This window comes from Streptomyces sp. NPDC034049 (assembly GCF_055575575.1).
Genome location: NZ_JBVISJ010000007.1, coordinates 353,084 through 365,832 on the forward strand (window position 1 = coordinate 353,084; position 12,749 = coordinate 365,832).

Consider the following 12,749-nt stretch of genomic DNA (forward strand, 5'->3'; position numbering starts at 1 on the left):
GACCATGCGATGCCGGTCGCGTGTGCGATGAGGACCGGTCGGGTCCTGCGAGGGCGCGCACGGGCGGTGGGTGACCGCCGTGTCACACAGTGGCTTCGCGGTGTGGGTGTTTCCGGGCTCAGCTTTGGCCTTGGCATGACCAAGTGTGTGCGCGGCTGCGAAGGATGCCGCGGGAGTGAAGAACGCCAGGGTGAGCAGGACGGCGGCTAGGGCCGAAAGGACGGTCCGGGTCGTCGTACCTCGCAATATGAGCCTCCCCACTGGCAGTTCCTGGTGTCTCTCACGCGTCGACAATTACTCGACTTGGTCAACCGATGGTCAACCACTGGTCAAGAAACACGTTAACCCTGCAAAGTTGTTTGCAGGGTTAACTTAACGTTGCGAGCTGAAGAGAGCCTGAAAAGCGAGGGCGAGTTGGCTGGAATCGGCCCTTGACCTGGGAGGGTTCAGCTGGATCGCGACACGGCCGATGGCCGTGCGCTCAGTGCTTCACGAGTCGCTTCGCGTCGCGCGCGAGAGCGGTGAGGCGGGAGATGGCGCGGAAGTACTTCTTCCGGTAGCCGCCGTTCAGCATCTCCTCGCTGAACAGCCGGTCGAAGGGCAGCCCCGAGGCGAGCACCGGCACCTCGCGGTCGTACAGCCGGTCGGCGAGCACCACCAGCCGCAGCGCCGTGGACTGATCCGGCACCGGCTTGACGTCCGTCAGGCAGACCGCCCTGAGACCGTCCGTCAGGGCGCCGTACCGGCTGGGGTGGACGCGCGCGAGGTGGTCCAGCAGGTGCGGGAAGTCGTCGAGCGAGGCGCCCTCGGTGGCGTACGCCGCCTTGGTGACCTCCTCGTCGGAGTACGGCGCCGGAGCCTCGGGCAGACCGCGGTGGCGGTAGTCCTCGCCGTCGATGCGCAGGGAGCGGAAGTGGGCCGACAGGCCCTGGATCTCGCGCAGGAAGTCGACCGACGCGAACCGGCCCTCACCGAGCTTGCCCGGCAGGGTGTTCGACGTGGCCGCCAGGGCCACGCCCGCGTCGACCAGCTTGCCCAGCAGGGTCGACACCAGGACCGTGTCGCCCGGGTCGTCCAGCTCGAACTCGTCGATGCACAGCAGACGGTGGCCGGAGAGGGTCTGGACCGTCTTCTGGAAACCGAGGGCGCCGACCAGGTTCGTCAGCTCCACGAAGGTGCCGAAGGCCTTGAGGGAGGGTTCCGCCGGGGTGGCGTGCCAGAGAGAGGCGAGCAGGTGCGTCTTGCCGACGCCGTAACCGCCGTCCAGGTAGACGCCGCGGGGGCCCGCCGGGGCCTTGGGCGCCTTCGCCCGGCCGAGGCCGAGGAAACCGCGCCGGCCGGCGCCGGTCGCGTGCGCCCCGCCGAGGCCCGCCGCGAAGCCGCTCAGGACGCGGACGGCCTCGGTCTGGCTGGGCTGGTTCGAGTCCGGGAGGTAGGTGGCGAAGCGCACCGAGTCGAAGCGGGGCGGCGGCACCATCTCGGCGACGAGCCGGTCCGCGGGGACATGGGGCTCGCGGGTGCACAGGGACGCGGGGGCCGCTTCGGGTATCGGACCGATTCCGGACACGGTGGCAGAGGACGACGACACGGTTACCGAGTCTAAGGGTCGTGCCACACTGCACGACATGCGACGCCTGTTCCCTGTGACCGAAGAGACAGCGGCCCGGACACCGGAAGCGACCGGTGGGGCGGGTGCGGCCGAGGTGCCGACGGCGGGCGGGGGCGAGAGCCCGGCGGCGGCCGGGACGCCGGACGCGAAGGACGGCCGGCCCCCGGCGGTCGGCGGCCGGTCGGAGCTGGTCGAGCGGGAGTGGAGTCTCGACGAACTGGCGGCGGCGTACGCCTACCCCGAGCCCGCGCCCGGCGGGCGGGAGCCGTGGCTGCGGGCCAACATGGTCTCCACCCTCGACGGCGCGGCCCAGCACGGCGGGCGCTCGCAGCCGATCTCCAGCGACGCCGACATGCGGATCTTCGGCACGCTGCGCGGCCTCGCGGACGTGGTGATCGTCGGCGCGGAGACCGTCCGGCAGGAGGGGTACCGCCCGGCACGCGCGCGGGAGGCGTTCGCCGAGGCGCGCCGGGCGGCCGGACAGCCGCCCGCGCCCGCCGTCGCCGTGATGAGCGCGAGCCTGGACCTGGACTTCTCGCTGCCGCTGTTCACCTCCCCGCTGACGCCCACGCTGCTGCTCACCGGGGCCGCCGCGGCCCCGGACCGGGTCGCCGCCGCCGAGAAGGCGGGGGTCCGGGTGGTCGTCGCCGGCGACGGGATGGGCGTCGACCCCGCCCGCGCCGTGCGCGCCCTCGCCGACCTGGGGCTGACCCGGCTGCTCACCGAGGGCGGCCCGCGCGTCCTGGGCCAGCTGATCGCCGCGGACGTCCTCGACGAGCTCTGTCTGACCGTGTCGCCGATGCTCACGGCGGGGGACGCGCAGCGGATCGCCGGGGGGCCCTCGGTGGCGGTGCCCAAGCGTTTCGCCCTGGCTTCGCTGCTGGAGGAGTCCGGGTTCCTGTTCGGTCGTTACCGTCGTACGTGAAAGCGGGCGGAATCTGCCGTTCCGTATAGCTTTCGCCGGGCACACTAGAACTCTGAGGAGCGAGGGCCCGCAGGGCCCTCCGAGGAGAAGGGCGCCGGTGGTGTCGTTCACGAGCGTATTGATGATCGAGAAGGCTCTGACGTCCGCGGACGTCGAGTTCGTCACGACCCTGCACGGCGACGAGCGGGCCTCCTTCCACGTGCTGCTCCAGCCGCGCGGGAATCAGGCCGACCGGTTGCTGCGGGCCATCGACGACCTCGCCCTCGGTGAGCTGGACGAGGCGGCACGGGAGCGGGAGACGCCGGAGGGGGACCAGGCGATGGACGCGGGGGAACGGGCTCTGGAGGTGTCCTTGCAGGCGCTGCGCGGGGCCGGGAGCACGGCGGAGGGGCGTCTGATCGAGGATCATCCGCTGGACGCGCTGAAGTCGCTGGTGGAGGAGGTTTCGGCCGATGAGGTGCTGGTGCTGACCGATCCGCACTACGTGGAGGAGTTCTTCCACCGGGACTGGGCCTCGCGGGCCCGGCACAGGGTGGGGGTGCCGGTGTTGAAGCTGTTCTCGCACGCGCGGGCTTGAGGAAGGGGTGCCGTAGGGGCGCTGTTCCTCGTCGGCTGCGGGTTCGTCGTGGCTGGTCGCGCCCACGCGGCGGAGCCGCATATGGAAACAGCCCCGGCGGCAGGCAATAGGCTGGGGGCGCGCCTGCTGTGGGGCGTGGATCGTCTTCGTACCGTCGCTTGGAGAACAGACATGGCACCCGGACTGCCTTCCGCCATGGATCGGCCGCACTTCATCGGGATCGGTGGGGCCGGGATGTCGGGGATCGCCAAGATCCTGGCGCAGCGCGGGGCGAAGGTCGCCGGGAGCGACGCCAAGGAGTCGGAGACGGTCGAGGCCCTGCGGGCGCTCGGGGCGACCGTGCACATCGGGCACGCCGCCGAGCACCTCGCGGACGACGCGACGGCCGTGGTCGTCTCCTCCGCCATCCGCGCCGACAACCCCGAGCTGGCCCGCGCCGCCGAGCTCGGGATCCCCGTCGTCCACCGGTCGGACGCGCTCGCCCGGCTGATGGACGGACTGCGGCCGATCGCCGTCGCCGGCACGCACGGCAAGACCACGACGACGTCCATGCTGGCGGTCTCGCTGGGCGAGCTGGGGCTGCGGCCGTCGTACGCCATCGGCGGCGACCTCGACGCACCCGGCTCGAACGCCACGCACGGCGACGGCGACATCTTCGTCGCCGAGGCGGACGAAAGCGACCGCAGCTTCCACAAGTACGCGCCCGAGGTGGCGATCGTCCTCAACGTGGAGCTGGACCACCACGCCAACTACGCCTCCATGGACGAGATCTACGAGTCCTTCGAGACGTTCGCGGGGAAGATCGTGCCCGGTGGCACGCTGGTGATCTCCGCCGACCACGCGGGCGCGCGCGAGCTGACCTCCCGGCTGTCCGGGGTGCGCACGGTGACGTACGGCGAGCGCGAGGACGCCGACGTCCGTGTGCTGTCGGTCGTGGCGCAGGGGCTGAAGAGCGAGGTCACGGTGGTGCTGGACGGGCAGGAGATCACGTTCGCCGTGTCCGTGCCCGGACGGCACTACGCGCACAACGCCGTCGCCGCGCTGGCGGCCGGGGTCGCGCTCGGTGTGCCGGCGGCGGAGCTGGCGCCCGCGCTGGCGGCGTACACCGGCGTGAAGCGACGGCTCCAGCTCAAGGGCGAGGCCGCCGGGGTGCAGGTCATCGACTCCTACGCGCACCACCCGACCGAGATGACGGCCGACCTGGAGGCCATGCGGGCCGCCGCCGGGGACGCGCGGATCCTGGTGGTCTTCCAGCCGCACCTGTTCTCCCGCACCCAGGAGCTGGGCACCGAGATGGGGCAGTCCCTGGCCCTCGCGGACGCGTCGGTCGTCCTCGACATCTACCCGGCCCGCGAGGACCCGATCCCGGGGATCACCAGCGAGCTGATCATCGACGCGGCGCGCGGCGCGGGCGCGGACGTCACCGCCCTGCACGACAAGGCCGAGGTGCCGGCCGCGATCGCGGGAATGGCGAAGCCCGGCGATCTCGTTCTCACCATGGGCGCGGGTGACGTGACGGACCTGGGCCCCAAGATCCTGGACCGTCTTTCGAGCTGAGGGGCTGAGGCTGATGTCGTACGACGTCGAGAAGCCGGACGAGCAGTGGCGTGCGGAGCTGACGCCGGCCGAGTACGCCGTGCTGCGGCAGGCCGGCACGGAGCCCGCGTTCGTCGGCGAGTACACCGACACCAAGACCAAGGGTGTCTACTCCTGTCGCGCCTGCGGTGCCGAACTCTTCACCTCCGAGACGAAGTTCGAGTCGCACTGCGGCTGGCCGTCCTTCTTCGACCCGAAGGACAGCGACGCGGTGGAGCTGCTCGACGACCGGTCGCACGGGATGGTGCGCACGGAGGTGCGGTGCGCCCGGTGCGGCTCGCACCTCGGGCACGTCTTCGCGGGCGAGGGGTATCCCACGCCGACCGACCAGCGGTACTGCATCAACAGCATCTCGCTGACGCTGACCGCGGACGAGGGGTGAGCGTCGGCGAGGGCTGAGTGCCGGTGAGGGGCGGCCGACGGCCGGAGCCGGCTGTCGGCCGCCGGCCGCCGGTCGTGGGTCGTGGGTATTCCTTCATCTGTCGTCGCACGTCCGCCCGTTGTCGGGTTGACTACGTGACTACTGTGTGAAGAGTGTTGACGCGAGAGGTCTCTCGGACCGAGCCGGGGGGCCTGACGTGAACGGACTGGTCTACTTCCTGGCGGCCGCCGCCCTGTGGACCGGCTTCGCCGCCCAACTGCCCGGCCTGTGGCGCGACCGACGTGATCCCGTGAAGCGGGCACTCTGCGCCGTGATCTTCCTGGCCGGCTTCTGTTTCGCCCTCGGCGCCCCGCCCACCGTCGGCTTCGTCAACCGCGCCGTGGGCGTGCCCAACGCCGCCGCGTGTCTCACCTACGGTGCGCTGAACGCCTTCTCCGCCGCGTCGCTCGTGCTGATCGTCCACTGGCGCGGCGCCGACGACCCCGACCGACTGCGACGGGTCTCCCGCCGATGGCTGTACGCGTACGCCGTGATCATCGCGGCGCAGACGGCGCTCTTCGCCGTCGGGGACGCGCCCGTCGAGCGCCTCGCCGACTTCGACACCTACTACGCGCGCACCCCCTTCATCCGCGAGATGATCGTCCTCTATCTGGTGGCCCACATGGCGGCCGCCCTCACCACCACGGTCCTGTGCTGGCGCTGGACCTTCCAGATCAGCGGCTGGACCCGGCGGGCACTGGCCGTGCTGGCCGTCGGATGGCTGTGCACCAGCGCGTACGGCGTGCTGAAGATGGTGGCCGTCGCCGGCCGCTGGACCGGGCAGCACTGGGATCCGCTGAGCACCCGGCTCGCGCCGATGCTGGTCACCGTCGGCGCCGTCCTCACCTCGGCCGGTTACGTCCTGCCGCTGCTCGGGTCGCGCATCGACAGCCTGGTCGCCTTCCTGCGGCTCGGGCCGCTCTTCCGGCTCGTCGGCGCCGGGAGCACCGGTCGCGTCCGACGGAACGCCCTGCTGTCCTGGCGTTCCCTCGGTGATGTCGAGCTGCGCCTGACGCACCGGACGACGGCCATACGGGACGGACTGCGGGACGTGTCCGTCCACTTCGACGAGGCGGTCCGTGAGCGTGCCTATCGGCAGGCGCTCTCCCTCGGCTCCAGCGCGGGTGAGGCCGAGGCCATCGGGGACGCGGCCATGGTGGCCGTCGCCGTGATGTCCGGTACGCGGGAGCGGGTCGGGGGGCCGCGCCACGGGGAGCTGGACAGTGCCGCCCTGGACGCGCTCGCGGGACTCGGCGAGGGGTACGCGGGGCCCGCGGCCGGAGGGCAGGGGCTGGACACCGGGCAGCCGTCGTTGATCCGGATGTCGCGGGCGGTGCGCGCCGGGGTGGTGGAGGGGGCCGTGCGCGAGGTGCGCGCGGAGCGTGCGAAGAGCCGGTAAGGGGTGCGTCGTTGTCCGCGGGCCGGTGGGGGCTTCTCGCGCAGTTCCCCGCGCCCCTTAGGGGGCGGGCGTGTTGAGGCTTTTCAGGATGTTCCGTTCCTCCGGGGTGAGGGGAGGGCCTGCGAGGGGTGGGAGGAGCGGGCCCAGGGCCGTGGACAGGAGGAGGGTGGGGTGGAGCAGGTGGAGGGCGTCCGCCTGGAGGGTGGTCACCCTGCACATCGCGGCGGAGACCCGGTACGAGCCGGTGGCGACGCGGGTCATCCGGCCGACGTAGGCGGAGAGCAGACGGTCGGCGAGCGTGGGGGACTTGCCCCGTACCCCCGGGAACCACTGGTCCTGGCCGACCGACATGGTCCATGCCGCGTTCACCACCTTCGCGGCGGCCCGCTGCACCCGCCGGGCCAGACCGGGCGCGTCGATGCCGGTCCGGTCCAGCTCCCGGCTCAGTTCGAGCGCGCCCAGCGCGGCCACCGACATGCCCTGCCCGTAGACCGGGTTGTAGGTGGCGACGGCGTCGCCGAGCGCCACCAGCCCCTCGGGCCACCGCTCGGACTTCTCGAAGAAGCGGCGCTCGTTGCGTGTGCTGCGGCTCAGGGTCACGTCCGTCAGGGGTTCGGCGCCGGCGATCAGCCGGCCCACGAGGGGGTGGCGCAGGCCGAGGGCGAAGGGGACGAAGTCCTCGGGTGAGGCGGTCGGTTCACCGCCGCGGGTGCCGGCGAGGCTGACCAGCCAGCGGTCGCCCTCGATCGGGAGGAGGAGCCCCGCGCGACCGGGCCGGCCGCCCGTCGGGTCCGCCGTCACCTGCGCCGGAGGGAAGTTCTCCGCCCCGGCGGGGGTGCGGTAGACGCGGGTCGCGTAGACGAGCCCGGAGTCGACCACGTCCTTGCGGACGCCGGTGATGCCGAGGTCCGCGAGCCAGTGCTCGACGCGGGTGCCACGGCCGCTCGCGTCGACGACCAGGTCCGCGCGCAGGCTCTCCTCGGCCGCGCCCGGGTGGCTGTCCTTCGCGCCGGTGGTGAACCGGACGCCGGTGACCCGCTCGGCGGTGCCGAGAAGGCCGGTGGCCGAGGCGCGTCGGATCCGGACCCGGGGGGCGCTCGCGAGGACGGCGTCCCGGACGGTCCGGTCGATCAGGTCGCGGCCGGCGATGAGCAGGGGGTGGGTGTCGTGGTGGCGTGAACGGCGGTACCAGCCCTGCGGGCCCAGGGTGACCAGGCCGGAGGTGAGGCCGCGTTCCCGGGCGCCCGCCGCCAGCAGGCGCTCCCGTACCCCGCCGCCCGGCACGAGCGCGTCGATGGCGTCGCGGCCGCTCGGCAGGAGGATGTGGGCGTGGCGGCCCTGGGGGAGCCCTCTGCGCGGGCGGGGCTCGTCCGGAAGCTCGTCGCGCTCCACCACGATCACCTTGTCGACGGACCGGGCCAGGGCCGCGGCGGCGAGCATGCCACCCATGCTCGCGCCGATGACCACCGCGGTACGTGGCATGGGTCCCCCTGCGCTCGACTGTGCCTGCCTGTCCCGGACGCAAGCCCTCACCGTACCTTCAGGTGACTGTGGGGCTGGGAGATCAGGGGGGCAACCAAGTTCCGCACAGGGGGAGTCGCCGAGGTATCGCCGGGGGCGCGCCCCGAACGGCGTCAGGGGGTCATACGGACGTGCTGTCGGTGGGCGCGCTCCCGGAACCGTCCTTGCCGGCGGCACCCTGCACCGGTGCCTCGGGCTGCTCGGGGCGTGGGGTCAGCCTGACGAGCAGGATCAGCAGCAGGACCAGTCCGCCCAGACCCGCTCCGACGAGGAAGCCGGAGGTGATCGAGGTGGCCCCGACGACCGGGCCGATGATCAGTGGTGAGACGAACTGGCCCAGGAAATTGGCCGTTCCCGAGAGCGACATGGCCTGTCCGCGCATCCCCGCGGGTGCCGCCTCGCCGATCATCATGGCGAGGGCGGGCACGGAGAGGCCGCTGCCCAGGCCGAACAAGCCCGCCGCGATCGTGAGGGGGGCGGAGTGGTCCGTCAGACCGATGATCAGGAAGGCGGAGATCCATGCCGCCACGGCCAGCCGCAGGAGGTTCCCGTAGCCGAGCCCAGCCTTCAGTTTCGCGTAGACCAGACCGATCAGACTGCCCCCGATGGAGGTGCTGATGCTGATGAGAGCGATGAGGAACGGTTCGGCGATGCCGATCTCAGTCAGCCGCTGGGGCAGGAAGACCGCCACCACGTACAGGAGGAACGAGCCGAACGTCGACAGTGCGTAGAGGCCCAGCAGCCCCGGCCGCCGACGCAGCAATGTCACCGCGCCACCACGCGTGCTGCGCCCTTCGGCGGGCAGATCGGGCAACACCCGGAGCATCGCCGCACCCACGGGGATGCCGAGCAGATACACCGCGAAGGGGCCGTGCCACGACAGGCCGCCGAGAGCGCCACCGAGCAGTGGCCAGATGATGCCGCCCAGACTGATGGCCGTGGAACGCCAGCCGGCCACCCGGTCCCGCTGCTCGCCCTGGTAGAGCGCCAGCAGGGCGACGGTCGTCCCCGTGAACACCGCAGCGGCCCCGACGCCGAAGAAGAAGCGACTGATCAGGAGCGCCGCATAGGAATCGGTGAACAGCCCGGCGCCTCCGGCGACTCCGTAGAGGAAGAGCCCGCTGACGAGAGGGACGCGAAGGCCCCAGCGGTCGATGGCCCAGCCGACGAACGGGCTGACGACGGCGAGCGACAGACCGTGTGCGGTGAGGATGAGTCCGGCGCTGGTGCCGCTGACGCCGAGTTCACCGCGGATGAGGCCGACGACGGGGGCGATGATGGCACCCGCCATCACCGTGAGCGTGGAGGCGAGCAGGAGTACTAACAGCGTTGATCTGTGCGGTAAGGCAGGAACCGACGGAGTGGACGGCACGGGTGAAACCACAGGAAGCCCCTTGGGAGAGGAAAGAGCGGAAGAAGCGCGGAGCATCAAGCCGGCAAGGGGGGCGCTGCGGGCGTTCACGCGAGCGCGAAGCGACAGACGACAGGCTCGCACATCGCGGAACTCGCACCCTTGTTCTCGACTCCCGTTCCGGTTCGACGAGAGAGAAGCAAGGCGGCACCCGCGTAGCCCCTTCGTCACGAAACTACCATGTGACGTACCGGTGATCAGGTCCGGTTTCCGCCGACCGCGGCGCTGGTCAGCTGTCCAGCAAGGGCTTCCACCATCCTGGATTGTCCCGGTACCAGGCGACGACGCTCTTCAGTCCCTCATCCAGATTTCGCCGCGGAGCGTAGCCCAACTCCGACCGGATTTTCGCGTCGTTGATGGAGTACCGGTAGTCGTGGCCCTTGCGGTCCTCGACATGACGCACCATCGACCAGTCCGCGTCGCACAGGTCGAGCAGTCGCTGCGTCATCTGGCGGTTCGTCAACTCGGTCGCACCGCCGACGTTGTACGTCTCACCGCTGCGGCCCTCGGTCAGCACCAGCTGTACGGCCCGGCAGTGGTCATCGACATGCAGCCATTCGCGTACGTTGCCGCCGTCCCCGTACAGCGGTACCGGAAGTCCTCGCAGCAGATTCGTGACGAACAGCGGTATCAGCTTCTCGACGTGCTGATGTGTTCCGTAGTTGTTGGAGCAGCGGGTGACGCGGACGTCGAGTCCGTGCGTGCGGTGGTACGCGCGGGCCAGCAGGTCGCTGCCGGCCTTCGACGCCGAGTACGGCGAGTTGGGCAGCAGAGGGTCTTCCTCGGTCCAGTTGCCCGTGGGGATCGATCCGTAGACCTCGTCGGTGGAGACGTGCACCACCTTGGGCACACCGGTGTGCAGGCAGGCGTCGAGGACGCTCTGGGTCCCCAGGACGTTGCTGTGCACGAAGGCGATCGCCCCGTCGACGGATCGGTCGACATGCGACTCGGCGGCGAAGTGGACCACGGCGTCATGACCGGGCAGCACTCGCCGCAGCAGTTCCTGGTCGCAGACGTCCCCCCGCACGAAGGTCAACCGAGGGTGGTTCATCGGCAGGTTCTGGGTGTTGCCCGCGTAGGTGAGCTTGTCGACGACGGTGATCTCGGCGTCCTCGTGGCCGACGTAACCGCCGCTCAGCATGGTGCGTACGTAGTGGGAACCTATGAATCCGGCTCCCCCCGTGACGAGGATCCTCATACCAGCACCTCTGCTTGAGTGTGATCGCCGATGATCAGTCGGTTGCGCGAGTTCTCACCCTGAGCCCGCACCTGGGCCCAGCGGCCGATCACACAGCTGTGCAGATCGGGGACATCGGTGATCGACGCGCCTTCGAGCAGGATGGAGTCCTCGACGGCCGCGGAGTTGAGAACACAGTCGCGGCCGACCGCCACGTAGGGACCGACCTGGCTGTCGATGAGGTCCGTGCCGGCTCCGATCACCACAGGGCCGACGAGGCGGGACCGGATCACCCGGGCTCCGGGCTCGACGACGACTTTGCCCTTCAGGATGCTCTCCGCGTCGATCTCGCCGCGGACCTCGCCCGGGTGACCGGTGTCGAGAGCGTCGAGCAGGGCCCGGTTGCACGCCAGCAGGTCGTCGATCTTTCCGGTGTCCTTCCAATAGCCCTCGTAGGTCTGGGCGGTGACCGTACCGCCCTCGTCGATCAGGTGCTGGAGCGCGTCCGTGATCTCCAGTTCGCCGCGGGCACTGGGCCGGATGGCCCGCGCGGCCTCATGAATGGCGGCGGTGAAGAAGTACACGCCGATGACCGCGAGATCACTGTGCGGTTCGCTCGGTTTCTCCACCAGCGCGCTCACGGTGTTGTCCGCTCCGACCTCGGCCACACCGTACTGGCGCGGGTCGTCGACCTCGGTCACCAGGATCTGTGCGTCCGGCCGCCGCGCACGGAACTCCTCCGCGGCTTCGGCGATTCCGTCAGCGAGGACATTGTCGCCGAGATACATGATGAAATCGTCGTCGCCGAGAAATTCCGAGGCGATTCTCACGCAATGCGCGAGTCCGAGTGGAGCTTCCTGCCGGATGTAGGTGAGTCGCATTCCGAACCGGGACCCGTCGCCGATCGCCGCCTCGATCTGCGCGCCATGTCCCCCGACGATGACGGCGACGTCCTCCACTCCGATGTTCCGCAGGTTTTCCAGACAGTGCACCAGGACCGGCTTGTTGGCCACTGGAACCAATTGTTTTGCCATCGAGTACGTGAAGGGACGCAAACGCGTCCCTTCACCTCCGGACAGTACCAGCGCTTTCATGGGCTCCCCAGCCGTTCTCGTACGGAGACGGTGTCAGTGACAACGTGGGGGCACCCACTCGACTCCGGTTCGAGCCACCGTCGAACACGGGCTGCCAGCGTCTCTTCCCGTCACGCATCCGAGCATGAGGAGCCGAGTCGATGGCGGAGAGCGCCCTGACACCTGACGAGGTCGGCGAGGTCTACGACGACAAGGGCTGGCTCTGGGAGATCTTCATGGGCCAGAACCTGCACATCGGTTACTGGGACGTCGAGGACCCGGACGTCGATCCCAAGGACCGGCTGACCGATGTGCTCATCGAACGGCTGGGGCTGCGCCCGGGGCAACGACTGCTCGACGTCGGGTGCGGCCAGGGCAGGCCGGCGATCCGACTGGCACGGGCCAGCGGCGCCGAGGTGGTGGGCATCACGGTCAGCGCGGACCAGGTCGCCACCGGCACGGAGCTGGCAGGTGAGGCGGGCCTCGCGGACCGGGTGAGGTTCGAACGGGTCGACGCCATGAACCTGCCGTACGAGGACGCTTCGTTCGACGCCGTATGGGCGGTCGAGTCGCTGATGTATCTGTCCGACCGGCGGGCCGCCATGAGGGAGATCGCGCGCGTGCTGGCTCCCGGCGGGGTGTTCCTGCTCGCGGACTACGCCGAATCGGGCGAACTGACCGAGGAATGGCGGGAGGTCCTGGTCGAGGGGTTCACCGTGGACTCGCTGCCGACCGCGACGCAGTACGTGGACATGATGACGGAGGCGGGGCTGGCCATCGTGGAGGCGGAAGACGCGACCCCGCATCTGCGCAGGTCGGCGGCGCGGATCGGTCAGGTCGTGGCCGACAACTACCAGAAGGTCGTGGAGAAGGGCGGGGCGGAGTTCGCCGAGGAGTTCAGGTCCATGATCGGCAAGGTGTCCGAGCTGGAACGTGACCATCTCGGCTACTCGATCATCCAGGCCCGCAAGCCGGTGTCCTGAATCCGGCTGGTCCAGAGGACGTCGAGCGGGGTTCGAGTCCGGGTTCCGACGATGTGC

The 12,749-nt window shown here is 70.3% G+C and carries 11 protein-coding genes; 6 read left to right on the forward strand and 5 right to left on the reverse strand.

Annotation, left to right across the window (positions count from 1 at the left end; translation table 11 throughout):
• Positions 1–481: 481 nt before the first annotated feature.
• A complete protein-coding gene (zapE, locus tag ACZ52C_RS22520; protein ID WP_469076404.1) occupies positions 482–1,627 on the reverse strand; it encodes a cell division protein ZapE in 1,146 nt (381 codons plus the stop codon).
• On the opposite strand from zapE, the gene ACZ52C_RS22525 reads away from it, so the two are divergent.
• From ACZ52C_RS22525 to ACZ52C_RS22545, 5 genes are all read left to right on the forward strand, one after another.
• Entirely contained in the window at positions 1,626–2,534 is a 909-nt protein-coding gene (locus ACZ52C_RS22525) for a pyrimidine reductase family protein (RefSeq protein WP_469076405.1), read from the forward strand. The genes zapE and ACZ52C_RS22525 overlap by 2 nt on opposite strands.
• Positions 2,535–2,655: 121 nt before the next feature.
• Positions 2,656–3,111 carry an indole-3-glycerol phosphate synthase gene (locus ACZ52C_RS22530; RefSeq protein WP_469076406.1) on the forward strand — a complete coding sequence of 152 codons (456 nt, stop codon included), beginning with the start codon at positions 2,656–2,658 and terminating at the stop codon, positions 3,109–3,111.
• 171 nt (positions 3,112–3,282) lie between these two features.
• On the forward strand, positions 3,283–4,668 hold the full coding sequence (murC, locus tag ACZ52C_RS22535; RefSeq protein WP_469076407.1) for a UDP-N-acetylmuramate--L-alanine ligase: 1,386 nt from the start codon (positions 3,283–3,285) through the stop codon (positions 4,666–4,668).
• Positions 4,669–4,681: 13 nt separating this feature from the next.
• A complete protein-coding gene (msrB, locus tag ACZ52C_RS22540; RefSeq protein WP_319117457.1) occupies positions 4,682–5,089 on the forward strand; it encodes a peptide-methionine (R)-S-oxide reductase MsrB in 408 nt (135 codons plus the stop codon).
• A gap of 196 nt (positions 5,090–5,285) precedes the next feature.
• Entirely contained in the window at positions 5,286–6,527 is a 1,242-nt protein-coding gene (locus tag ACZ52C_RS22545; protein WP_469076408.1) for an MAB_1171c family putative transporter, read from the forward strand.
• 57 nt (positions 6,528–6,584) lie between these two features.
• Here the strand turns inward: ACZ52C_RS22545 and ACZ52C_RS22550 are convergent, their stop codons facing one another.
• From ACZ52C_RS22550 to ACZ52C_RS22565, 4 genes are all read right to left on the reverse strand, one after another.
• A complete protein-coding gene (locus ACZ52C_RS22550; RefSeq protein ID WP_469076409.1) occupies positions 6,585–8,009 on the reverse strand; it encodes an FAD-dependent oxidoreductase in 1,425 nt (474 codons plus the stop codon).
• A 160-nt stretch (positions 8,010–8,169) separates the two neighbouring features.
• Entirely contained in the window at positions 8,170–9,477 is a 1,308-nt protein-coding gene (locus tag ACZ52C_RS22555) for an MFS transporter (protein ID WP_469076507.1), read from the reverse strand.
• Between the two features lie 211 nt (positions 9,478–9,688).
• Positions 9,689–10,657, reverse strand: coding sequence for a dTDP-glucose 4,6-dehydratase (rfbB, locus tag ACZ52C_RS22560; RefSeq protein ID WP_469076410.1), 969 nt, complete (start codon positions 10,655–10,657; stop codon positions 9,689–9,691).
• Positions 10,654–11,730, reverse strand: coding sequence for a glucose-1-phosphate thymidylyltransferase (locus ACZ52C_RS22565; protein WP_469076411.1), 1,077 nt, complete (start codon positions 11,728–11,730; stop codon positions 10,654–10,656). Before ACZ52C_RS22565 ends, rfbB begins: the two co-directional genes overlap by 4 nt.
• A 140-nt stretch (positions 11,731–11,870) precedes the next feature.
• Between ACZ52C_RS22565 and ACZ52C_RS22570 the strand changes: the two genes are divergently transcribed.
• Positions 11,871–12,692 carry an SAM-dependent methyltransferase gene (locus ACZ52C_RS22570; RefSeq protein WP_469076412.1) on the forward strand — a complete coding sequence of 274 codons (822 nt, stop codon included), beginning with the start codon at positions 11,871–11,873 and terminating at the stop codon, positions 12,690–12,692.
• The last annotated feature ends 57 nt before the right edge of the window (positions 12,693–12,749 follow it).

What these genes read in the sequence shown, in the direction of transcription:
- rfbB (WP_469076410.1), bottom strand. Translation starts at nt 10,657, where the DNA reads ATGAGGATCCTCGTCACGGGGGGAGCCGGATTCATAGGTTCCCACTAC.
- ACZ52C_RS22530 (WP_469076406.1), top strand. Translation starts at nt 2,656, where the DNA reads ATGATCGAGAAGGCTCTGACGTCCGCGGACGTCGAGTTCGTCACGACC.
- ACZ52C_RS22555 (WP_469076507.1), bottom strand. Translation starts at nt 9,477, where the DNA reads ATGCTCCGCGCTTCTTCCGCTCTTTCCTCTCCCAAGGGGCTTCCTGTG.
- msrB (WP_319117457.1), top strand. Translation starts at nt 4,682, where the DNA reads ATGTCGTACGACGTCGAGAAGCCGGACGAGCAGTGGCGTGCGGAGCTG.
- ACZ52C_RS22525 (WP_469076405.1), top strand. Translation starts at nt 1,626, where the DNA reads ATGCGACGCCTGTTCCCTGTGACCGAAGAGACAGCGGCCCGGACACCG.
- ACZ52C_RS22550 (WP_469076409.1), bottom strand. Translation starts at nt 8,009, where the DNA reads ATGCCACGTACCGCGGTGGTCATCGGCGCGAGCATGGGTGGCATGCTC.
- ACZ52C_RS22570 (WP_469076412.1), top strand. Translation starts at nt 11,871, where the DNA reads ATGGCGGAGAGCGCCCTGACACCTGACGAGGTCGGCGAGGTCTACGAC.
- ACZ52C_RS22565 (WP_469076411.1), bottom strand. Translation starts at nt 11,730, where the DNA reads ATGAAAGCGCTGGTACTGTCCGGAGGTGAAGGGACGCGTTTGCGTCCC.
- zapE (WP_469076404.1), bottom strand. Translation starts at nt 1,627, where the DNA reads ATGTCGTGCAGTGTGGCACGACCCTTAGACTCGGTAACCGTGTCGTCG.
- murC (WP_469076407.1), top strand. Translation starts at nt 3,283, where the DNA reads ATGGCACCCGGACTGCCTTCCGCCATGGATCGGCCGCACTTCATCGGG.